Raw genomic sequence first — 21,583 nt, 5'->3', positions numbered from 1 at the left:
GGTCAGGGTGTCTCGGTTTGGTCAGGGGATGACGCTGGCGCGCACGTCGCGCTTCTCGGCGGCGGCGGCGAATGCGTCGTTGATGTCATCCAGCGGATAGCAAGCCGCCGCCAGCCGGTCGAACGGCAACTTGTCCTGATGCTGTTCGAGGAACGTCAACGCCCGCGACAGCACCGCTGGGTCATAAAGCGAAACGCCGACCATCGTCTTGTTGGAGAAGACGAATCGCGACGGGTCGAACTCGAAGGTCTTGCCGATGCCGATGTTGCCGATCTCGACGTAACGGCCGAACTGCCCGAGCATCTTGAGGCCCTCGTCGATGGCCGACGGATGCCCGACCACCTCGACGACGACATCGGCACCCAGACCGTCGGTCAGGTTGCGTACGGCCTTGACACGATCCTTTTCCTCGGTCACCTCGGTGATGTCAATTACCTCGTCGGCCCCGAATTCCTTTGCCATCTCCAGTCGTTCGGGCACTCCATCGATGGCGATCACACGGGCGGCGCCACGCGCCTTGGCAACGGCCACTGCGTAGAGGCCAAGGGCGCCGGCGCCTTGTACCACCACGTATTCGCCCAACTGCTGATCCACCCGTTCGAGGCCGTACATCACCTGTGAGAGCGCGCAGTTGGCGCCGGCGGCGATCTCGTCGGAAACTGCGTCGGGCACCGTGTAGACGACAGCGCCCGCCGGCAGCAAGTAATAGTCGCCGTAGCCGCCGACGAAATACGGTGGTTCGTCCGCGCGTCCGAGCATCGCCATCTTCAGGTTCTGGCAGGCGTTACGGCGGCCGGCCAGACAATTGCGGCAGGTATGGCAGCAGAAGAAGTACGGAAACACCACCCTGGTGCCCACGGCAAGCGGTGCGCCATTGGAATCGGTGGTCACACCCTCGCCCAGCGCTGCCACTGCGCCGACCATCTCGTGCCCCAGCACGGTCGGAAGTTGACCGCCAAGGCCGCGGGTGGCGAACGTACCCTCGGCGGCGTGCACGTCGGAGCCGCAGATGTTCGCCCGCGTCACCTTGATCAGGATCTCGCCCGCAGCTACTCCCGGCAGTGTGACCGATTCAATGACGAACGGTTTACCCGGCGCGTCGAATCTGGCTATACGACCCTTGAACACAGTTGTATTCCCTTCAGTGACTTGGTGATTCGAGACTGAACTGGTCACGCAGCACTCGCTTGAGCACCTTGCCACTCGGGTTCTTCGGCAGCGAGTCGACAAAGAAAACGTGTTTGGGCGTTTTGAAGCCGGCCAGGTGCGTGCGGCAGTGCGACAGAACGTCTTCTTCAGCGAGGTGGGCGCCGTCACGCACGACCACGGCCGCCGCTACCGCTTCGACCCACACCGGATGGGCCAACCCGAAGACGGCGACTTCTTCGATTCCGTTGTGCCGGTACAGAACCTCTTCGACCTCGCGGCTGGCGACGTTCTCACCGCCGCTCTTGATCATGTCCTTCTTGCGGTCGACGACATGCAGCAGGCCGTGTTTGTCGTAGTAGCCGAGGTCGCCCGAATGAAACCAGCCGTTACGGAACGCCTCGGCGGTCTTCGCGGGGTCGTCTAGATAACCCAGCATCAGATGTGGGCTGCGGTGGGCGATTTCGCCGACGATGTCGGTGCCGACCGGATCATCATTCTCGTCGAGGATCGCCGTCTCGACATTGATCGCGGGTCGCCCCGCCGAGCCAGGATGCTCGTCCTGTTCCTCGGGACCGAGAGCCGATGCCAGCGGCGCCATCTCGGTCTGGCCGTAGAAGTTCCACAACCGTAGGTTGGGGAGTCGCTCGCGCATCTCCGCGAGAATCTCTGTCGGCATCGCCGAGGCGCCGTAGTAGCCCTTCCGCAGGCTGGACAGGTCCACCTGGTCGAACACGGGTGAGCGCAACAGCGAGATCCACACCGTCGGCGGCGCGAAGTAGTTGGTGGCGCCATGACGTTCGATGGCTCGTAGGACCATCTCGGGTTCCGGGCGCGGCAAGATGATGCTGGTCGCGCCCAGGTAGATGTCGGTGATCAGAAAGTTGTCCAGTTGGGCGCAGTGATACAGCGGCAGACTGTGCACCTCGATGTCCGTGGACTCCATCGATCCAGCAAGGATCGTGCTCACGTAATTGCCCATCAGGCTGCGGCTGGAATGCATGGCGCCCTTGGGATGCGATTCGGTTCCGCTGGTGTACATCAGCCGGATCACCTGGTCGTCGTCGACCAACGGTTGGGGAGCAGGTGAAGTCGTGGTCAGCCACCCTGCGAAATCGGCCCAGCCCGCGGGCAGTGTCTGCCCCGGGGCGACCAGCGCGGCAGTGGTGGTGACGGCACCACCCAGCGCCATCGCCCGCTCCGCGGTGGGAACGAGATCGGCCTCGACGATGAAGCCGGAGGCACCGCTGTGACCCAGGATGAACGAGATCTCCTCGGCGGTCAGCATGAAGTTGACGGGTACCAGCACCACCCCGGCGCGCGCCGTGGCGAAGGCCAGCACGGCGTACTGCCAGCAGTTGTGGCTCAGCAGTGCGATGCGGTCACCTGCGGTGAAGCCGTGGTCCGCCAGCGCCGCCGCCGCTCGGTCCACCCGGTATTCGAATTCGGCGAAGGTCATGGTCACATCGCCGTCGACGATCGCGGTCTTGTCGGGGAACCTGCGGGCCGACCTGCGAGGAATGTGGCCGAGCGCATGACTGCGCGCAGCGCTGATCACGGTGCCTGGCTGCATTCTGGTCACGGTAGGCGGGCCGTCGCAGCAACGGTCGGGTCGTGTCCCGCTGAGTAGGCGGCGTGGTGCCGAGGGGCCTGAGTGGCTTCGATAATCGATGTCATGAGTTCAGGCGCCACCGTCAGCACCGGCCAATCGGCGACGACCGACTTCGACCCGGCCGAACTGCGGGCGAACCTCCGCGAGGCCGACCCGGGGGTGCTGGTCGCTGTGCTGGCGCAGCTGACCGGCGATCCGGACGTCGTGACGACCTTCGGACCCAAGATCTCCCATGTGCCCGATCCGCCGGAGCGTGCCGGCGTCACCGACCCCGAAACCGCGGAGGCGCTTGTGGAAGCTGTCGCCACCGCACTGGCGACGGCGCCCAACCGCACCGGGCTGGCCCCTGATGATCCGCAGTTGTTCGCCAAGATCGCTCCGATCGCGCTTGGTTCGGATGTCGAGGATGAGTTCATTCCGTTGCTGCTCGAGCAGGGCGGATTCCAGCTTTCTCAGCCGACGCTGCCGCGGACCGTGCCGATCCCCGAAACGATGAACGTGGCCATCATCGGTTCGGGCCTGGCAGGCATGATCACTGCGCTGGCCGCCGCGGATGCCGGCGTGGCCTACGAAATTTTCGAGCGCAACGACGAAGTCGGGGGCACCTGGCTGACCACGACCTATCCGGGCATCGGCGTGGACACGCCATCGGCCTATTACTCGCTGTCACGCGAAGTGAACCCCGAATGGAGCAGCTATTACCCGCAGGGCGGGGAGTACCAGGCCTATCTGGTGGCGCTGGCCGGCAAGTACGGCCTGCGTGAGCACATCAGGTTCGGCACCGAGGTCGAGGCGCTGTGGTGGGACGAGGACCGCGATCAGTGGCAGATCCACTCCATCGACGCCGCCGGCAACCGTGACGTCAGCTATGCCAGGGTTGTCGTCACTGCCGCGGGTTATCTCAACCGCCCGCGCTGGCCTGATGTGCCGGGACGGGATACGTTCGCGGGCACCAGTATTCACTCCGCTCAGTGGGATCCGTCAGTCGATCTCGCCGCCAAGCGGGTCGCAGTGATCGGCGCAGGCTGCACCGCGGTGCAGATCGTCGACGCCTGTGTTGACGAGGTCGAGCACCTCACGGTGTTTCAGCGCCAACCGCATTGGGTCGCACCTCGCAAGCGACTGACCGACGACGTTCCGGAGTACCGCCGCTATCTGGGCCGCCACGTACCCTTCTACGCGAACTGGAACCGGCTGAAGTCCTTTTGGGCTACGGCCGACAACAACTATCCGGTGATCCTGCGCGACCCTGAATGGGCGAAGGATCACCTGTCGATCTCGCCGGCCAACGATGTGCTCCTGCAGATGTGTTTGGAGTACATCGACCGCGTGTTCGGGGCGGGAAGTGAGTTGGCGAAGAAGGTCACGCCGGACTTCGCGCCGTACGGTAAGCGGATCATCCGCGATCCCGGCGGTTACTACGCGGCGCTGACCCGCGAGCACGTCGATGTCGAGGCGAGCGAACCCGCCGAGGTCAACGCCAGAGGCATTGTCACGCAGGATGGTCGGCAGATCGATCTGGACGTCATCATCTACGCGACGGGTTACCACCTGGACTTCCTGTCGACGATGGACATCCGCGGGCGCGGCGGAAAGAAACTGTCCGATGAGTGGGGTGACAGCCCCCGGGCCTACCGGGGCGGTACGGTCCCCGGGTTCCCCAACCTGTTCATCCACTCGGCTCCCAATTACAGCCCGGGTCACGGTGCGGGCGCGAACTTCTCGATGGAAGTGATGGCACATTACGTGGTCGAGGCCATCCAGCTGATGGCGCTGCGCGGGGCCACCACGATGGAAGTCACCCAGCAGGCGTATGAGGAGTACGTGTCCGACGTCGACGAGGCGATGGCAGACACCGTGTGGTGTCACACGCCCAATGCGCACACCTATTACCGGTCGGGTTCCGGCCGCGTGGTGGTCGCAACGCCGTTCCGACTTGTCGATCTCTGGAAGCAACACCGGGCACCCGTTGAAGAGCACTACGTACTGCGATGACCCAATTGCTAAGCGGCAAAACGGCCCTGGTGACCGGTAGCAGCCGCGGTATCGGCCGGGCGATTGCGCAACGGTTGGCGGCCGAAGGCGCCACCGTGGCGGTGACCGCACGGGCATATCAGCCGTCGACATCGGTCCGCGGCGGAGTCGCCACGGCCGTCCCGGGCACCATCGGCGAGACGATTGCGCTGATCGAGCAGGCCGGCGGTTCGGCCTTCGGTGTCGCCGCCGACCTCGAGGATGCACAGGCCCGCGACCGCCTCGTCGACACCGTGCTCGATCGCACGGGGCGCATCGACATCCTGGTGAACAATGCCGGCTTCGCGGACTACTCCGTGGTCGAGGAGATGTCACTGGATACCTTCGACCGGACTGTCGAGCACTATCTGCGGACGCCGTTTGTGCTGACCAAAGCGGCTGTACCGCATATGCGTAAACAGGGTGCCGGCTGGATCGTCAACATCGGCTCGGTGACCGGAGTCGCCCCGGTGCGCCCATACCGGGAGTACAACAAGACCTCTGGCGACGTCATCTATGCGTCGATGAAGGCGGCATTGCACAGGTTCACCCAGGGGGTGGCGGCCGAACTGCTCGACGACAACATTGCCGTGAACTGTGTCGGCCCGTCGACCGCCGTGCGCACACCAGGTGCCGCAAGCTTGATCCCGGAGACGTTTCCCACAGAGCCGGTGGAGTATCTCGCGGAGACGGTGTTGGCGATGTGTCATCTGCCTGCGGAGCAACGCACCGGGCTGGTGGCGTTCAGCCTGCACTATCCGTGGTCGCAGAAGCTGGAGGTGCACTCACTCGACGGCCGGTCGATGCTGCCGCCCCTGGAACCGCCCGCCAACGCCAACCCCAATATTCTGCCTGCCGGGCTCTGACCGCGGGCAGTCGCGAAACACCCGGAGCCAGAAGGCTTTCGCGCATTGTAGACGTGTCGCGCTAAGTGAGTATGGGGGCCGTCAACGCGCAGAAACTGTGGCACACCCGGTCGCGGATGATCACCTCCGTGGTCTCCGGGTCGAACCAGCGGTCCACGACGGCCCAGTGGATCGGGTGCATGAGATACGGTCCCATCAGCCCGGCCGTGTCGGTGAACTCCTGCTCGAACACGTGCGTCCATGCCGTGGCGCCGACGGCCTCGGACACCCGGCTGAGCTGCCACGCGCGGATGGTCGAAACGTAACGGGGCATCGACGCCAGTTCATCCTCGAAGCGCGCCACCGTGTCGGCTGCGGTGTCAGGTGACACCCGCAACAGCAGAGTCCGGTAGACCGTGCCGTCGCCGCGTCGCGTCGGAACGCCCGGATACGCTGCGCCGTTCACCCGGGTGATCGCCGGATCCTGTAGGGCATCGTCGAAACGGCAACTGCGCCAATCGGCTTCCGATGAGAACCGCAGATGCACCAGCACGTCGCCGCCGTTGCGGGAACCGGCAAGTGTCGGCGCGACCAAAGTGCGCACCGCGCCGCTGCTTGTCGCGGCGGCCCCGATCTCGGCCAGGATGCGCTCGCGGTCGGATTCTTCGACGTCGAGCAACCGGGTCACACTAAACATCGCAGAGTCCGTCCACCTCGGCGGCCGGGGCGGCGACGGTCCTGCTGCGTTCGCTGACCAGTTCGTCGATCTGCGCCCACCACTGGCCCAGCGTGGGGTCTGGCCTGCCCTGCCATGTCATCTCCCACCACGCCTGTGCGCTCGGCAGCGTCCAGGTGATCGTCACGGTGTTGGGCCGGTCGTCGAACCAGATGGGGGGACTGACGAGGACGTCGCGCAGCGTCATCCCACGCTCACGCGCGCCAGGGGCGTACTCGGCGAGATACCGGTCGATGAACTGCCTGGCGCAGCCGGGCGCCGTGACGACCCGATCGACGACGAACACCACGGGTTCGGCCATGCCACCAAGGTTAGGTAGCTGCCGCGGACACCTTCGCGCGCGGTCCCGGCCACCGGGAGATGCCGTTGACCAGGTTCCACAGCCCAGTGACAGTAAGCGGATGAGCGCAGAAGCGCACGACCCGCTGCTGCCCGCCCGACTCGGGCCGGTGACGCTACGCAACCGCGTGATCAAAGCCGCCACGTCGGAGGGACGTTCACCCGATGGCCTGGTCACGGACGACTTGATCGACTTTCACCTGTCGTTCGCCGAGGGCGGCGTCGGGATGACCACCGTCGCGTACTGCTGCGTGTCACCCGAAGGTGCCAGCGCACCCGGTCAGATCGTCATGAGCCAGGCCGCCCTGCCCGGTTTGCGCCGACTCGCCGACGCCGTACACGGTGCGGGGGCGGCGATCTCGGCCCAACTGGGGCACGCGGGCGTCGTCGCTCCGAAGAAGCTCACCGGCGTCACCGCGGTGGCGCCCAGCCGGTTCGTCAACCCGACGTCGTTCGCCTACTGCCGGGCGATCACCCTCGCCGAGATCGCGACAGTCATCGACCAGTTCGCCGCAGCGACACAGGTCGCCATCGACGCTGGATTCGACGCGGTGGAGTTGCATTTCGGACATCTGTACCTGCCGAGCTCCTTCCTCAGCCCGCTGATCAACCGCCGCAAGGACCGCTACGGCGGCAACATCGACAACCGGTCGCGGTTGGTGCGTGAAATCGCTCAACGGGTGCGTGAGGTGGTAGGCAACCAGATCGCGGTGATCGCCAAACTCGATATGGACGACGGGCTACCCGGCAGCATCTGGATCGACGAGGCGCTGCGCACCGCGCAACTGCTCGATGCCGACGGCCATCTCGACGCCATCGAGCTGACCCAGGGGTCGTCGGTGTTCAAGCCGATGTACCTGTTCCGCGGCGACGTCCCGGTGAAGGAATTCGCGACGGTGATGCCACCTGCGATGAGGCCGGCAGTACGGCTGATGGGCAAGCGGGCGATGGGTTCCTATCCGTACGAGGACCTCTACATGCTGCCCGCGGCGCGGCAGTTCGTCCCCGTGATGACCAACACCAAACTGGTTCTACTGGGCGGCATCACCAACCGCGGTCACCTGGAAACCGCTGCGGCCGAGGGCTTCGACTACATGGCGATGGGCCGTGCATTGCTCCGTGAGCCCGATCTGGTCAACAAGATGATCGCCGACAGTTCGGTTCGCAGTCGGTGCACCCACAACAACAAGTGCATGGTGACGGTTTTCGGGCGCACCCACTGCGTGCTGGATCCCGAACAGCGGTATGGCGCGGTCGCCGGACCCGTCAATCCACCGGCCGAGCTGCCCCAACCAGTCGCGCGACTTCACGGCTGACCTCAGCGCGCGCTCGCCCGGCGATGTCCAGCATCGGCATGGTCATGAAGCCATGCACCCCGCCCACATACGAGCATTCACTCACTGCAACACCGGCATCCCGCAATGCCCGGGCATAAGCAATTCCCTCGTCGCGCAATGGGTCATGCCCGGTGATCACCATGACCGCAGGAGGAAGTCCATGCAGATCGCCGTGCAGGGGAGCGGCGTATGGATGCGCGCGGTCGACCAACGCCGGGACGTACTGATCCCAATACCACTGCAACGCTTCGAGGGGGTTGTAGTAGCCGCTTCCGAAGAGCCGGTATGACTCGGTGTCGAAGTCGGCGGCGATGACCGGGTACAACAGCAACTGGCCCGCCAACGCGGGCCCATTGCGATCACGTGCCATCAGCGCGGTGACTGCCGCCAGGTTGCCGCCTGCGCTGTCGCCGCCGACGACGATGCGGGCCGGATCACCACCGAGTGCCGATGCGTTGTCCGCCGCCCACGTCACCACGGCGTAGACATCTTCGGCGGCCGCGGGCCATGGATGTTCCGGGGCCAACCGATAGTCCACTGAAACCACCACGGCCCCAATTCGATTGGCGAGATCTCGGCACAGGCCGTCGTGACTGTCCAGATCGCAGAACACCCACCCGCCCCCGTGAGCGAACACCAGGATCGGCAGTCCTGCGCCGTCGGGACGGTAGACACGCACGGCGATGTCACCCCCAGGCCCGCCGATCTTTTGATCGCTGACCTCGTGGACCGGCTCGGGTTGGGGCGACGGGACGAACCTGGACTTGATGACGGCGCGAGCCTGCGCGCCCGTCATCGTATGAACGGGTGGAAATCCCGAGTCGAGCTGCTCGATCAGCTCGGCGATCTGCGGATCGAGATCTTGTGTCATGCGTACTGCAACGCTGCCGTCTCCCGCACCGGTCGCGGCACAGGCCGGCCGCGCAGGGGACGTACCTGCTGCAGCGTCGGCGCGACCAGCTGCGGTCCGCCCTCGATGTTGCGCCAGATCCCCATGGCCGTCATCCGGACCGGTGCGACCAGTCGCTGGTCGAACTTCATCATGTTCATGGGACCGCATACCGACACGGCGGCGACGGCCTCGCCGGGGCTGCCGATAGGTGCTGCCACACAACCGAATCCGGCCAACGATTCCTCCTTGTCGAAGGCAACACCGTGGGCGCGGACTCGAGCCAACTCGGCGTTGAGCTGAGCCGGGGTGCTTATCGAGTACTTCGTCTTCCCCGCCGACAGATCGACCGTGTCCGATGACTGGGTATCAGCGAGTATCGCCTTGCCGACCGCAGCGCAGTGTGCGGGTTGGCGGCCGCCGACGCGGGTCGGGATGGCGGTGGTCATCCTGTCGCCGATCTTCTCGAGGTACACGACGTCGGACCCGTCGAGCACCGCGAGATGGACGACGAGGCCGGTGGCGCGGTGCAGGTCGTGCAGCAGTGGGATGGCTGCGCGGTGCATGCGGTCCTGGTGCACGGCGAGCGAGCCGAGTTCCACCAGTCGCATTCCGAGCTCGTAGTCGCGGCCGTTGCGGCGCAGCCAGCGCAACTGGACGAGGCGCTCGAGCATGCGGTGAGCCGAGGAGCGAGGCAGGCCGGTGCGGCGGACGATCTGGGCGAGGGTCAGCCGGCCCGGTCCGTCGAAGGCATCGAGGACCAGCGAGACGCGATCAATCACGGCACTCGGGGTGGGTTGTTCGACTGTCGTTGTCATGAAGCCCTCCGGCGGTCTGCATTCCAGTTTGGAATATGACTAATAGGAATAATGATGTTCTACCACATGCCTGTGCGCGCTGTCACACAGCTTGCGGAAATATGTGCGCCCCCACAGGCACCGACACCGCCGCGCTCAGTGACTTCTGATTTCTCGTCGCGGTGATGAGGCAGGCCAGGGGTGGCGACGAGCGCCATCTGGGCAGGTCGGTGCATCGTCGCGTCGTTCACGCGTGCGCCATCGGCATCATCGAGGGTCGACGAAGCGTTATCTCGGGTCGGCGACGCGCTCCGCAGCCCGGCGTGTCGAATCCTTCGCACGGATGCTCGCGACGGGCACCCGGGTTCTAGCCGTGCACGTTTTCGGTACGGCTACGACAGAAGCACGGCTACGAGAGGCTCAGCCCTTTGCTGCCGAGCGGCCCGCCCGGCGGCCGTAGAAACTGCCGTCGCCCAGCGACACACCGCTGGCGTAACCCCATGCGGCAAGACCTGCCGTGGATCGACCCGCGGCGAACAGACCCGGAATGGGTTCGCCGTTGACGTGCAAGACCTCCGCGTCCAGCGTGGTGTGCAGGCCACCGAGCGTGAACCCGCCGGTGCTCTCGCGTAGGTCGATGGCGCCGACGGGTGAGCCGATCGGACGCAGCCATTCCGCCTTCTTGTGCAGCAGCGGGTCTTCGCCCCGGGCAGCGCCTTCGTTGAAGGCGGCGACTGTCGCCTGCAGCGCCCCCGGCGGCAGCCCGATTTCGGCCTCGAGGTCGGCGACGGTCTCGGCGACCCAGGTCGGCGGGCGCATCATCATCTGCGGCGACAGCGACGCCATCGCTTCCTCCTGTGCGTCGCCGTCGATGATCAGGTATGCGGTGTTGTTCTGGTGATACAGCGTGAGCTGTCCGATGCGACCCGGATAGGTGTCCTCGGCGACGTAGCGCTGACCGCGTTCATTGACCAGCACGCCGCGCACGAGTTGCTGCGGATCGATGAAGATGGCGACCTCGGTGGCGTCCATATGGGCGAGGTCGGCACCCAGTGCCTGCGCCATCCGGATCGCCTGACCGTCGTGTTGCTCGATAGCGGCGGCGGGTCGGCCGGCGATCCGCGGCGCGTACTGCGCCACCATCGCGTCGTTGTAGGCGAAGCTGCCCGTCGCCAGCACCACGCCCCTGCGGGCCCGGACGTTGATTTCGTTCCCGTAGCGGCGCGCACGCATACCGACGACTCGGCCGTCGGATTCTGTGATCAGACATTGCACGCGGACGTCGTACACGGCGCGGACGCCGGCCGCCGTCGCGGTGTCCACCAGAGGCTTCATCAGCATGAACCCGGCGCTGGCCTCGCCCTGCTTCTTATCCGACATCTGCGGAACATGCCCGCGCGGGGCCGGGGTGGCAATGGTGTTGAACGGATAGGAGTTCTCGCCGCCGGAATACATCAGGCCCTGATCGCCCATCGGCTCCCAACCGGGTTCACCGAAGAACTCGGCCTTGAACGGCACGCCGCAGTCGACGAGCCATTCGAAGTGCGCGACGCTACCCGCGCAGTAGTCGGCGATCCGGTGCTCGTCGGCGCCCGGGCCCATCGCGACGTTGAGGAACGCTGTCATGTTCTCGACGGAATCCTCGAAGCCACAGGCCTTCTGCAGCGGGGTGCCACCGCCGAGATAGATGAACCCGCCTGCCATCGCAGCCGCGCCGCCCCAGGAGCCGGTGCGTTCTAGCACCAACACTTCGGCTCCGGCCTGGGCGGCCTCCACCGCCGCTGCGGCCCCGGCCACTCCGTAGCCGGCGATGACCACGTCGGCTTCGTGATCCCAGGACGTGACCTCCGACGCCGACACCGGGGTGACGTCGGCTGGATTTACCGGCGTCATGACCGCATCGCGGCGGGAAGATCACTGACCCACTGGTGACCCCAGTAGCTGTCGGCGGTGATTTCCTCAGCCGTGTAGTAGGTTTCGTCGACGCGCATGCCGTCCGTGCCGAACTCGATGTCCCAGTCACCTGGCGCGCGCACATAGAACGACACCATCTTGTCGTTGGTGTGCCTGCCCAACGTCGATGAGAGCTGGAATCCGTCGGCGTTCACCCGATCCAACGCCTGGCCGACCGCGTCGAGACTGTCCACCTCGACCATGAGGTGGACCAGGCCGGGATCGTTGAGGCTGGCCGCCGGGCAGATCGCCAGGCTGTGATGTCGTTCGTTGATCCCGAGGAACCGCACGCGTATCGGGCCGAACTCCGGGGGAACGGGTACGCGGAACGCGCCGCGAGACCGGAAGCCCAGGACATCTGTGTAAAACTCGAACAAGCCGTTGACGTCCACTGCGGGCACCACCACGTGGCCCAGACCCTGATCACCTGTCACGAACTTCGCGCCGTACGGGGTGACGACCGGGCTGTGGTCGAGCACTGCGCCATGGAACACCTCCAGCGTCGTCCCGGCGGGGTCCTCGAAGGTGATGACCTCTTCGACGCGGCGGGCGTCCGCCTCCTCGAGGGACAGTTGCTTGAACGGCACACCCGCCGCGTCCAGTGCGGCCTCTACCCGCTGCAGCGCGGCATGGTCGCGCACCTCCCAACCGACGGTGATGACACGATCACGGTCGCCGGGCACGATGATGATGCGTGCCGCCCGTTCATCGAGCCGAAGGTAGAGGGCATTCGGATCGGGGCCGCTTCCTTCAGCGAAACCGAGTGTCTTGAAAGCAAATTGGCGCCAACGGTCGATATCAGTGGTCGAGACGGTGACATAGCCAAGGCTTTTGAGCAGGCTGGTGTCGGTCATCATGCTCCTTCGGATGCTCCCGGTATCTAGATCATCGCCCGCAGCGGACCCTGCGGGTCCACCCCGAGCGAACTGAGCGCCGATGCGTGGAAGACAGTACCCGGCACGTGGATCGCATGTGCCTGGCCGACGTGTACATCGCGCCAGTAGCGCTGAAGCGGCTTGTCCATTCGCGCCGCGTTACCGCCCGACCGGGCGAAGATCTCATCGACGGCCGAGACCGCCCGCCAGACGGCGCGCACTTGGGTCCTGCGTCCCGCCGCACGGTCGGCGAAACTGACCTCCTGGCCGGCAGCCACCATGTCGTAGATGCGGTCGGCGTTGGCCAGCAACTCCTGCCGCGCGGCATTGATGTCTGCAGCGGCTTCACCGACGGCGTACATCACGTACGGGTCGTCTTTGATGGCGGTCCCGTTGGCGCCCACGCGTTCCCGCTGGTAGTCCAGATGAGCGGCGAGCGCCCCCTCCGCGATACCAATAGTCGCCGCTGAAATACCGAGCGGGAACATCGTCGACCACGGCATCAGGTACAGCGGCTCGGTCATACCCGCTTCGAGCTGAGCGGTGCCGTCCATCACCTTCATCGCATCCATCGTGCGATAGGTCGGCACGAAGGCATCTTTGACGATCACATCCTTGGAGCCGGTACCGCGAAGACCGACCACATCCCATGAGTCGTCGACGATCTCGTAGTCCTTGCGCGGCAGGATCATGTGCAGCATCTGCGGCGGCATGAGCGGTGTGCCGTCGGCATCGCCGAGCATCGCGCCGAGGATGATCCACTCGCACGCGTCGGTACCGGAGCTGAACTGCCACCGGCCGTTGAAGATGTACCCACCGTCCACAGGCTTGGCGACACCCTGCGGTGCATACGGTGATGCGATCCAGGTGTCGACGTCATCGGCCCAGATCTCCTCGGCGACGCGGGGATCGGCGTAGGCCATCTGGTAGGGATGGACACCGACGACACCGTTGATCCAGCCGGCGGCCGGATCCAGCGCCGCGGTGGCCATCACCGTCTCGGCGAATTCGCGCGGATGCACCTCGTATCCGCCGTACTTCCGCGGCTGCAGCAACCGGATCGACCCGGCGGCCTTCATCGACTTGACGGTGGCATCGGTGAGCCGCCCGATCTTCTCCGCTTCGACGGCCTGCTCGCGCAGTTGGTCGGCGATGGCGTGCACCCGGTCAATTACCCGCTCGGTCATGGTCTGGTCCTTACGTCAATGGCTGTCTTTGATGGTCCACCGTCAAGCCCGAGGCGGTGATGCCAATCCCGGTCAGCGGAAATGTCTCGCCTACTGTTAGTACTCGATGCGCACACGATCAGACAACGGTTTGGCCTGACAGCCGAGGACCAAGCCCTCGCTCAGTTCGTCGGCGCCAAGAAGGTCGCATTCAGGCATGTCGACATCGCCTTCGACAACGGTCGTGACGCATGACCCGCAATGGCCTTCACGGCAGGAGTGGGGGACATCGATTCCCGCGTCGAGCATGGCGTCCACCAAGGTCCGGGTGCTCGGACAGGTCACCCGATGCACCCGACCGTCCAGATCGATCTCAACTTCCGGCATGAGTCGACAGTTGAACGGATCGGTGCCCGCCGGAGGTCGGCCGCGTCCGATGGTCGGGAAACCTCGGCCGCACCGTCCGGTGGTCGGGACATCGGCCCCGCCGCGCCCAGCAGCGGCCTAATGTGCCAGGTGTGAAGCCGAACACGGATGGTCGTGCGGATCCACCGCTGTCGACGGTCGATGCCGTCGTCGTAGGTGCGGGATTCGCCGGCATGTACGCCCTGCACAAGCTGCGCTCGCAGGGGCTGTCGGTGCGGGTGTTCGAGTCGGCGCCCGACGTCGGCGGTACCTGGTATCACAACCGTTATCCCGGTGCACGCTGCGACGTGGAGAGCGTGGACTACTGCTTCTCCTTCTCCGAGGAACTGCAGCAGGAATGGGACTGGAGCGAGAAGTACGCCAGCCAGGCCGAGATCCTGCGCTACATGAACTGGGTCGCCGACCGCCTCGATCTTCGACGCGACATCACCTTCAACACCAAGGTCACGTCGGCGGTACTCGACGAGCAGACGATGCGCTGGACCGTCCGCACCGACGCCGGCGAGGTGATCGAGGCCCGGTTCACCGTGATGGCCACCGGCCCGCTGTCCGCCGCGCTGACGCCTGACTTTCCGGGGTTGGACACCTTCGCCGGCGCTGTCTATCACACCGCGCACTGGCCGCACGAGGAGGTCGACTTCACCGGCAAGCGTGTCGCGGTGATCGGTACCGGATCCTCGGGAATCCAGTCGATTCCGATCATCGCCGAACAGGCCGAAGCGCTCTACGTCTTCCAGCGCACTCCCAACTACAGCGTGCCGGCGGGCAACAAACCGCTCACGGCCGAGGACATGGCGAAGATCAAGGCGACGTACGGCGAGCGGCGTCGACTGTCGTGGCGCAGCGGCGGGGGCTCACCGCATATCGCGCACCCGAAACTGACCATGGAGGTCACGCCCGAGGAGCGGCGCGCCGCCTTCGAGAAACGCTGGGAACTCGGCGGTGTGCTGTTCTCGAAGACCTTCAGTGATCAGATGATCAACCTCGAAGCCAACGAGGAGGCTCGCAAGTTCTACGAGGAGAAGGTGCGCGCCGTCATCGAGGACCCCGAGGTCGCCGAGCTGCTGATCCCCAACGATCATCCGATTGGCACCAAACGGATTTGTACGGACACCAACTACTTCCAGACCTTCAATCGCCCGCACGTGACGTTGGTCAGCGTTCGTAAAACACCGATCGTCTCGATCGACGCCGCGGGTATCAATACGACGGAGAGCCACTTCGATGTCGATGCGATCGTGCTGGCCACCGGATTCGACGCCTTGACGGGTGCCTTGGGCAAGATCGACATCGTCGGCCGAGGTGGTGAAAGCCTGCGCGACAACTGGAAAGACGGGCCCCGTACCTATCTGGGCCTAGGCGTCGACGGCTTCCCCAACATGTTCATCCTGTCCGGGCCCGGCTCGCCCTCCGTCCTGGCGAATATGGTCCTGCACGCCGAGGCACACGTGAACTGGGTGGCCGACGCCATTCGTCATCTTGACGAGCACTCCTACACCGCCATCGAGGCGACCACCGACGCCGTCGACAACTGGAACGCCGAGCTCACGCAGCGAGCCGAGGCGACCCTGTTCACCAAGGCGAACTCCTGGTACATGGGCGCCAACGTGCCGGGCAAGCCGCGCGGTTTCATGTTGTTCATCGGTGGATTCGCCGCCTACAACGACATCTGCGCTGACATCGCCGCGGCCGGGTACAAGGGATTCAACCTGCTAAAAGCCCCGTGATGACCGGTCTGCTCGACAAGGTCGTCGTCGTCACGGGCGCTGCTCGTGGCACCGGCCGGGTGCACTGTGAACGCTTCGCCGAGGAAGGCGCCGACGTGATCGCCCTCGACGTCGCCGACGCCGACGACGAATTACGGCAGACCGCAGGCAGTGTCACTGCCCGGGGCCGGCGATGCGTCGCCGCCACCGCCGACGTAACCGACCTAGAGGCGATCCGAGCGGCGGTCGATGACGCGGTCTCGGAACTCGGCAGGCTTGACGTCGTCATCGCGAACGCCGGCGTGCACACCGCGGGCGCGCCCACATGGGAACTCACCGAAGAGGCGTGGTCAGCCACGATCGCCATCAACCTCACTGGCGTCTGGCACACGGTGAAAGCGGCTCTTCCCCACATCGGAGAATCGGGCGGGTCGGTGGTGATCATCAGCTCCACCAACGGTTTACGCGGCACCCCCAACACGGCCCATTACACGGCGAGCAAGCACGCGGTGGTCGGTCTCGCGCGCACGCTGGCCAACGAACTCGGCCCCCGCCGCATCCGAGTCAACACCGTGCACCCCGGCGCAGTCGCAACGGCCATGGTGCGCAACGAGGCAACCTACAAACGGTTGTGCCCCGACCTCGAGCACCCCACCGAGGCCGATGCCGCGCAAGTGCTGGCGGCCCGGAACCTGCTACCGGTACCTTGGGTGGAGTCGGTGGACGTCGCCAACGCCGCCGTGTTCCTGGCATCGGAGAACGCCCGTTACATCACCGGCACCGCGCTGGTCGTCGATGCCGGCCTGACCCAGAAGACGACATGACGCAGCGGCTCGCTGGTAAGACCGCGGTGATCACCGGCGCGGCAAGAGGTATCGGACGGGCACAGGCGATGCGGTTCGCCCAGGAGGGTGCCGACATCATCGCGCTGGACATCTGCGCGCCCGTCGAGACCGTCGTCGTGCCGTCGTCGACGCCCGACGACCTCGAGGAGACAGCGCGCCTGGTCCGCGAAGCAGGTGGACGGGTCATCACGGCCATCGTCGACGTCCGGGACACCGACGCATTGCGCGACGCCGTAGACCGAGGTGTCGCAACGTTCGGCGGCCTCGACATCGCTTGTGCGACTGCGGGCATCACATCGCGCGGATCGACAGCGGAACTCTCCGAAGCCGCGTGGCAGGCGATGCTGGACGTGAATCTCACCGGTGTGTGGCACACCTGTAAGGTCGTCGCACCGCATCTCATCGCCCGCGGTGCCGGATCGGTCATTCTCGTGAGTTCCATCGCCGGCTTGCGCGGACTGCTCGGCGTTGCGCACTACACGGCCGCCAAGCACGGCGTGGTGGGACTGATGCGCAGCCTCGCTCATGAGCTTTCCCCGCACGGCATCCGGGTCAACTCTGTACATCCGACGAACGTCGACACTCCGTTGATCCAGAACGATGCGGTGTCGAGGGCTTTTCGCCCGGATCTGGATCGCGTACCGACGCGGGCCGAGTTCGCCGAAGCCGCGAAGACCATGAACATGCTCGACATCCCGTGGGTAGAGCCGGTCGATGTGGCCAATGCCTGTCTGTTCCTGGCCTCCGACGAGGCCCGTTACATCACCGCGGTCACCTTGCCGGTGGACGCGGGTGCCACTCAACGGTAGGTGACCCAGGTCGCGTTTTCCACCGCGGAAAGAGCTCTGGCCCAGCCTGTTCCAGGGTACGATCGTCCGGTCGCGAGAAGGCGAAGCCAGTCCTCGAACAGGTAACGTGCGGAAGCCGCACAGTGCCCACTGGGCGGACGATTGTTTCCAGATAAGCCCAGACAGCCCTTATACAGGCCACCGTGGGAACCTTTGCGGTCACTGGATCCGCTTCCGGAATGGGCGCCGCCACTGCTGCGAAAGTGCGGGCGGCCGGGCACACAGTCATCGGTGTCGATCGGCACGCCGCCGAAGTGACCGCCGACCTGTCCACCCCGCAGGGACGCCGAACTGCATGCGCCGAGGTGCTGGCGCGGGCGGGCGGACACCTCGACGGCGCGGTCCTTGCCGCCGGTGTTGGGCCGAGTCCGGGCAAGGATCAGTCACGAACCATCTATCAGGTCAACTACTTCGGCGTCGTCGACCTGCTCTGCGGATGGCGACCCGCCCTTGCCGCCGGGGGAGCAAAGGTAGTGGTCGTCGGCAGCAACTCGACCACGACGACGCCGGCCGTACCGCGGCGCGCGATCCGCGCGCTGCTGGCCGGCGACGTCGATCGGGCAGTGCGCGCGGTGCGCCTGTTTGGCGGCTCTGCACCCGCGATGGCGTATGCCGCGTCCAAGATCGCGGTGACACGTTGGGCGCGCAGAGTCGCCGTCACCCCCGACTGGTCCGCCAATGGCATCCGACTCAACGTGGTTGCGCCCGGCGCCATTCTGACGCCGCTTCTGGAGAGGCAGTTGGCGACGCCGAAAGAGGCCAGGGCGGTCGAATCCTTCCCGCTGCCCGTCGGCCACTACGGCGACCCGGACCAGCTCGCCGACTGGATGCAGTTCATGCTGTCTGACGCCGCCGAATTCCTCTGCGGCAGTGTCATCTTCGTCGACGGAGGATCCGATGCCTATTTCCGGTCCGATGACTGGCCCAGCCGTGTACCGACCCTAGGTCTGCCCGCCTATCTTTGGCGGTTCGTGCGCTACGCGCGGACCCGCTAGGAGCCGGCCAAGAACGCGAGGACGGTGCGTTCGAAGGCCGCCTTGGCCTCGATCATCGCCCAATGGCCGCAGTTGGGAAACACGTGAAGCTCCGCATTGGGAATTGTCCGCATCGGGATCAGCGCCATGTCCAGTGGGCTGACGCGGTCATCCCGACCCCACGTCAACAGCGTCGGAACCGCCACTTTGTGCATCTGCGCCCACGGCATCGGGACATCGGCCGCTTTCATGGCCGCCATCATCTGAGCGAACGCCGCCTTGCTGTACATACGCCGCGCCGATGCCAACGTCTCGGGGTCGGTGGCCAACTTCCACCGCTCCTCGATCAGCTCCTCGGTAACCAGATTCTGGTCGTAGACCATGGAATTGAGCCAATCGACCAGCCGCTGCCGGGTGGGATCGTCCGTGAACTCCTGCAGCAGTCGGATGCCCTCACTTGGTCCGGAGCTGAAAACATTTGTGCCGATCCCGCCGATCGTCACCAGCTTGTCGATGCGGTCCGGATTGTTGATCGCGAAGTTGATGCCGACGCCACCGCCCATCGAGTTGCCTACGATCCGGACGCGATCGATCTTCACTGCATCAAGGAACGGGGCAACCGCTCCCTGAGCGTCGATCATCGGGTGCCCTCCGAAGTCGTCGCTCACGCCGAACCCGGGGAACTCCAGTATCAGGCAACGAAAGTGCGCGGCGAAGGTGGGTAGAACCCCGCGGAAGTTCCGCCAACCCGTTACACCGGGCCCCGAACCGTGGAGGAACAACACCGCCGGCCCGTCGCCAACATCGTAGTAACGAAGCGTGCCCCTGTCGGTCTTGATCTCGCGGAGGTCAGCTTCGAATTGTCCTGGGGGTGATTGTGCCACCGGTACAGCGTGCCATGGCGCGCCGCTTGTTCGGGCGTGAGTTCCGCTGATCGGACCTCCCGTTAAGCGGGACGCTCAGCGCGTCCGCTCTCAGATAGATGCGAGTCTCCCGGTCGATACATCTGCCTGTCGCTTGGCCGCCGCCAAACAAACACTCCGAGGAGCCGTCCATTGACGAATGAGATCGTCGTGGCGCGGGGTAGTGGGCCGGAGCGTTGGTCGCCGGGGTTGCCGCAGTTGAGTAGTTTTGCGGGGCCGATGCAGGCTGTTGGTGGGTTTTTTGCGATGTCGGCTGATGCGGTGCGGTTTGTGTTTCGGCGGCCGTTTCAGTGGCGTGAGTTTGTTGAGCAGTGTTGGTTCATTGCGCGGGTGGCGTTGGCGCCGACGTTGTTGGTGGCGATTCCGTTCACGGTGTTGGTGAGTTTCACGCTCAATATTCTTCTGCGCGAGTTGGGTGCGGCGGATTTGTCGGGGGCGGGGGCGGCCTTTGGTGCGGTGACCCAGATCGGCCCGATCGTGACGGTGTTGATCGTGGCCGGTGCGGGCTCGACGGCGATTTGTGCCGATCTGGGGTCGCGCACCATCCGTGAGGAGATCGACGCGATGGAGGTGTTGGGGATCAACCCGGTGCAGCGGTTGGTGACGCCGCGGATGTTGGCCTCGGGGTTGGTGGCGTTGTTGCTCAACAGTTTCGTGGTGGTGATCGGCATTCTGGGTGGTTATTCGTTTTCGGTGTTCATTCAGGATGTGAATCCGGGGGCGTTCGCGGCGGGGATCACGTTGTTGACCGGGGTGCCCGAGGTGATCATCTCGTGTGTGAAGGCGGCGTTGTTCGGCCTGATTGCGGGGTTGGTGGCGTGTTATCGCGGGTTGGTCATCAGCGGGGGTGGGGCCAAGGCGGTCGGTAACGCGGTCAACGAGACCGTGGTGTATGCATTTATGGCGTTGTTCGTGATCAATGTGCTCGTCACGGCGATCGGTATTCATCAGCGGGGGTGGGGCCAAGGCGGTCGGTAACGCGGTCAACGAGACCGTGGTGTATGCATTTATGGCGTTGTTCGTGATCAATGTGCTCGTCACGGCGATCGGTATCCGGATGACGACGGGATAGCCGGGGCCTGTGATGAGCACAGCGACGATCGTCGCGACAACGCATCCGCCGACCACCCGCAGCGTCAAGCTTCCCGTCCAATGGTTGAGCCGTGTTGGCGACCACATGCTGTTCTACCTGAAGGCTTTGGGTGGGATTCCGCATGCCTCGGTGCATTACCGCAAGGAGATCGTGCGGTTGATCGCCGAGATCTCGATGGGGGCGGGCACGTTGGCGATGATCGGCGGCACGGTGGTCATCGTCGGGTTCTTGACGTTGGCTGCCGGTGGGACGTTGGCGGTGCAGGGGTATTCGTCGCTGGGCAATATCGGTATCGAGGCGTTGACGGGGTTTTTGGCGGCGTTTATCAATGTGCGTATCGCTGCGCCGGTGGTGGCCGGTATCGGCTTGGCCGCGACGTTCGGTGCGGGGGTGACTGCGCAGTTGGGCGCGATGCGCATCAATGAGGAGATTGATGCGCTGGAGTCGATGGCGATTCGCCCGGTGGAGTATCTGGTGTCCACGCGCATCATCGCGGGGATGATCGCGATCACTCCGTTGTATTCGATCGCGGTGATTTTGAGTTTCGTGGCCAGCCAGTTCACCACGGTGGTGTTGTTCGGCCAGTCTGGTGGGCTGTATGACCATTACTTCGACACGTTTTTGAATCCGATCGATTTGTTGTGGTCGTTTTTGCAGGCGGTGTTGATGGCGATCACGATCTTGTTGATCCACACCTATTTCGGCTACTTCGCTTCCGGTGGCCCGTCGGGGGTGGGTGTGGCGGTGGGTAACGCGGTGCGTACCAGTCTGATCGTGGTGGTTTCGGTGACGTTGCTGGTGTCACTGTCGATCTACGGTTCCAACGGCAACTTCAACCTGTCGGGGTAGGGCTGGTTGATGAAGAGCAGTGCACTGCGTCCGCTGACCGGTTTGGCGTTGATCGTCGTCATCGGCGCGATCATCGCCTTGGCGGTCAGGGCGTGTCAGATGGTTTGTGTAGCAGTGGCTCCTGATGAATGGAGCAGTATCGATGGATGTGACTACTGACGAGCCGATGTCGGGCGCTGATGCCATGGAGGCGTTGAAGTCCGCGGGTGTG

The 21,583-nt window shown here is 64.8% G+C and carries 22 protein-coding genes; 11 read left to right on the top strand and 11 right to left on the bottom strand.

Annotated elements, in window-relative coordinates; all coding sequences use genetic code 11:
* Window positions 1-21 precede the first annotated feature (21 nt).
* Window positions 22-1,128 (bottom strand): zinc-binding dehydrogenase, encoded by a 1,107-nt coding sequence (locus tag H7J93_RS28855; RefSeq protein ID WP_267309693.1) that lies wholly within the window; start codon window positions 1,126-1,128, stop codon window positions 22-24.
* 13 nt (window positions 1,129-1,141) lie between these two features.
* The gene (locus H7J93_RS28850; protein WP_267309692.1) at window positions 1,142-2,719 is read right to left on the bottom strand and encodes an acyl-CoA synthetase; all 1,578 of its coding nucleotides are present in this window, start codon (window positions 2,717-2,719) and stop codon (window positions 1,142-1,144) included.
* A gap of 102 nt (window positions 2,720-2,821) precedes the next feature.
* Here H7J93_RS28850 and H7J93_RS28845 point away from each other — a divergent pair, with 102 nt between their 5' ends.
* The gene (locus tag H7J93_RS28845; protein ID WP_267309691.1) at window positions 2,822-4,753 is read left to right on the top strand and encodes a flavin-containing monooxygenase; all 1,932 of its coding nucleotides are present in this window, start codon (window positions 2,822-2,824) and stop codon (window positions 4,751-4,753) included.
* Window positions 4,750-5,637 carry an SDR family NAD(P)-dependent oxidoreductase gene (locus H7J93_RS28840; RefSeq protein ID WP_267309690.1) on the top strand — a complete coding sequence of 296 codons (888 nt, stop codon included), beginning with the start codon at window positions 4,750-4,752 and terminating at the stop codon, window positions 5,635-5,637. The genes H7J93_RS28845 and H7J93_RS28840 overlap by 4 nt, the downstream gene beginning before the upstream one ends.
* 61 nt (window positions 5,638-5,698) lie before the next feature.
* On the opposite strand, the gene H7J93_RS28835 is transcribed toward H7J93_RS28840, so the two are convergent.
* A complete protein-coding gene (locus H7J93_RS28835; protein WP_267309689.1) occupies window positions 5,699-6,313 on the bottom strand; it encodes a Dabb family protein in 615 nt (204 codons plus the stop codon).
* A complete protein-coding gene (locus H7J93_RS28830; RefSeq protein WP_267309688.1) occupies window positions 6,306-6,653 on the bottom strand; it encodes a hypothetical protein in 348 nt (115 codons plus the stop codon). Before H7J93_RS28830 ends, H7J93_RS28835 begins: the two co-directional genes overlap by 8 nt.
* Window positions 6,654-6,753: 100 nt before the next feature.
* Between H7J93_RS28830 and H7J93_RS28825 the strand changes: the two genes are divergently transcribed.
* Window positions 6,754-8,007: an NADH:flavin oxidoreductase gene (locus H7J93_RS28825; RefSeq protein WP_267309687.1), complete on the top strand. Its 1,254-nt coding sequence runs from the start codon at window positions 6,754-6,756 to the stop codon at window positions 8,005-8,007.
* Here the strand turns inward: H7J93_RS28825 and lipP1 are convergent.
* The 6 genes from lipP1 to H7J93_RS28795 all read right to left on the bottom strand — a co-directional run bounded on the left by lipP1 (window position 7,958) and on the right by H7J93_RS28795 (window position 14,095).
* The gene (lipP1, locus tag H7J93_RS28820) at window positions 7,958-8,899 is read right to left on the bottom strand and encodes a LipP1 family hormone-sensitive lipase (protein ID WP_267309686.1); all 942 of its coding nucleotides are present in this window, start codon (window positions 8,897-8,899) and stop codon (window positions 7,958-7,960) included. The two genes, H7J93_RS28825 and lipP1, sit on opposite strands and share 50 nt — an antisense overlap.
* Window positions 8,896-9,735 (bottom strand): IclR family transcriptional regulator, encoded by an 840-nt coding sequence (locus tag H7J93_RS28815; RefSeq protein ID WP_267309685.1) that lies wholly within the window; start codon window positions 9,733-9,735, stop codon window positions 8,896-8,898. The genes lipP1 and H7J93_RS28815 overlap by 4 nt, the downstream gene beginning before the upstream one ends.
* Window positions 9,736-10,134: 399 nt before the next feature.
* Window positions 10,135-11,607, bottom strand: coding sequence for an FAD-dependent oxidoreductase (locus H7J93_RS28810; protein ID WP_267309684.1), 1,473 nt, complete (start codon window positions 11,605-11,607; stop codon window positions 10,135-10,137).
* The gene (gene bphC, locus H7J93_RS28805) at window positions 11,604-12,521 is read right to left on the bottom strand and encodes a biphenyl-2,3-diol 1,2-dioxygenase (RefSeq protein WP_267309683.1); all 918 of its coding nucleotides are present in this window, start codon (window positions 12,519-12,521) and stop codon (window positions 11,604-11,606) included. Before bphC ends, H7J93_RS28810 begins: the two co-directional genes overlap by 4 nt.
* Window positions 12,522-12,547: 26 nt before the next feature.
* A complete protein-coding gene (locus H7J93_RS28800; protein ID WP_267309682.1) occupies window positions 12,548-13,729 on the bottom strand; it encodes an acyl-CoA dehydrogenase family protein in 1,182 nt (393 codons plus the stop codon).
* 96 nt (window positions 13,730-13,825) lie between these two features.
* Complete coding sequence (locus H7J93_RS28795) at window positions 13,826-14,095, bottom strand: 2Fe-2S iron-sulfur cluster-binding protein (protein ID WP_267309681.1); 270 nt, start codon at window positions 14,093-14,095, stop codon at window positions 13,826-13,828.
* A gap of 131 nt (window positions 14,096-14,226) precedes the next feature.
* Between H7J93_RS28795 and H7J93_RS28790 the strand changes: the two genes are divergently transcribed.
* The 4 genes from H7J93_RS28790 (at window position 14,227) to H7J93_RS28775 (ending at window position 18,528) form a co-directional block, all read left to right on the top strand.
* Complete coding sequence (locus tag H7J93_RS28790) at window positions 14,227-15,861, top strand: flavin-containing monooxygenase (RefSeq protein ID WP_267309680.1); 1,635 nt, start codon at window positions 14,227-14,229, stop codon at window positions 15,859-15,861.
* Window positions 15,861-16,664 carry a mycofactocin-coupled SDR family oxidoreductase gene (locus H7J93_RS28785; RefSeq protein ID WP_267309679.1) on the top strand — a complete coding sequence of 268 codons (804 nt, stop codon included), beginning with the start codon at window positions 15,861-15,863 and terminating at the stop codon, window positions 16,662-16,664. The genes H7J93_RS28790 and H7J93_RS28785 overlap by 1 nt, the downstream gene beginning before the upstream one ends.
* Window positions 16,661-17,494: a mycofactocin-coupled SDR family oxidoreductase gene (locus H7J93_RS28780; RefSeq protein WP_267309678.1), complete on the top strand. Its 834-nt coding sequence runs from the start codon at window positions 16,661-16,663 to the stop codon at window positions 17,492-17,494. Before H7J93_RS28785 ends, H7J93_RS28780 begins: the two co-directional genes overlap by 4 nt.
* A gap of 182 nt (window positions 17,495-17,676) precedes the next feature.
* Window positions 17,677-18,528 (top strand): SDR family oxidoreductase, encoded by an 852-nt coding sequence (locus H7J93_RS28775; RefSeq protein WP_267309677.1) that lies wholly within the window; start codon window positions 17,677-17,679, stop codon window positions 18,526-18,528.
* Here H7J93_RS28775 and H7J93_RS28770 read toward each other — a convergent pair.
* A complete protein-coding gene (locus tag H7J93_RS28770) occupies window positions 18,525-19,391 on the bottom strand; it encodes an alpha/beta fold hydrolase (RefSeq protein WP_267309676.1) in 867 nt (288 codons plus the stop codon). The genes H7J93_RS28775 and H7J93_RS28770 overlap by 4 nt on opposite strands.
* 258 nt (window positions 19,392-19,649) lie before the next feature.
* Between H7J93_RS28770 and H7J93_RS28765 the strand changes: the two genes are divergently transcribed.
* Genes H7J93_RS28765 through H7J93_RS28750 form a run of 4 tightly spaced genes read left to right on the top strand, consistent with a single transcriptional unit; the run spans window position 19,650 to window position 21,531 of the window.
* Entirely contained in the window at window positions 19,650-20,408 is a 759-nt protein-coding gene (locus tag H7J93_RS28765; protein ID WP_267309737.1) for an MlaE family ABC transporter permease, read from the top strand.
* On the top strand, window positions 20,350-20,502 hold the full coding sequence (locus H7J93_RS28760) for an ABC transporter permease (protein ID WP_372508067.1): 153 nt from the start codon (window positions 20,350-20,352) through the stop codon (window positions 20,500-20,502). Before H7J93_RS28765 ends, H7J93_RS28760 begins: the two co-directional genes overlap by 59 nt.
* Before the next feature lie 12 nt (window positions 20,503-20,514).
* On the top strand, window positions 20,515-21,372 hold the full coding sequence (locus tag H7J93_RS28755) for an MlaE family ABC transporter permease (protein WP_267309675.1): 858 nt from the start codon (window positions 20,515-20,517) through the stop codon (window positions 21,370-21,372).
* A gap of 9 nt (window positions 21,373-21,381) precedes the next feature.
* Window positions 21,382-21,531, top strand: coding sequence for a hypothetical protein (locus H7J93_RS28750; RefSeq protein WP_267309674.1), 150 nt, complete (start codon window positions 21,382-21,384; stop codon window positions 21,529-21,531).
* The last annotated feature ends 52 nt before the right edge of the window (window positions 21,532-21,583 follow it).

The organism is Mycobacterium barrassiae, from assembly GCF_025822765.1.
GTDB lineage: Bacteria > Actinomycetota > Actinomycetes > Mycobacteriales > Mycobacteriaceae > Mycobacterium > Mycobacterium barrassiae.
This window is presented reverse-complemented; position numbering and strand designations above follow the sequence as displayed.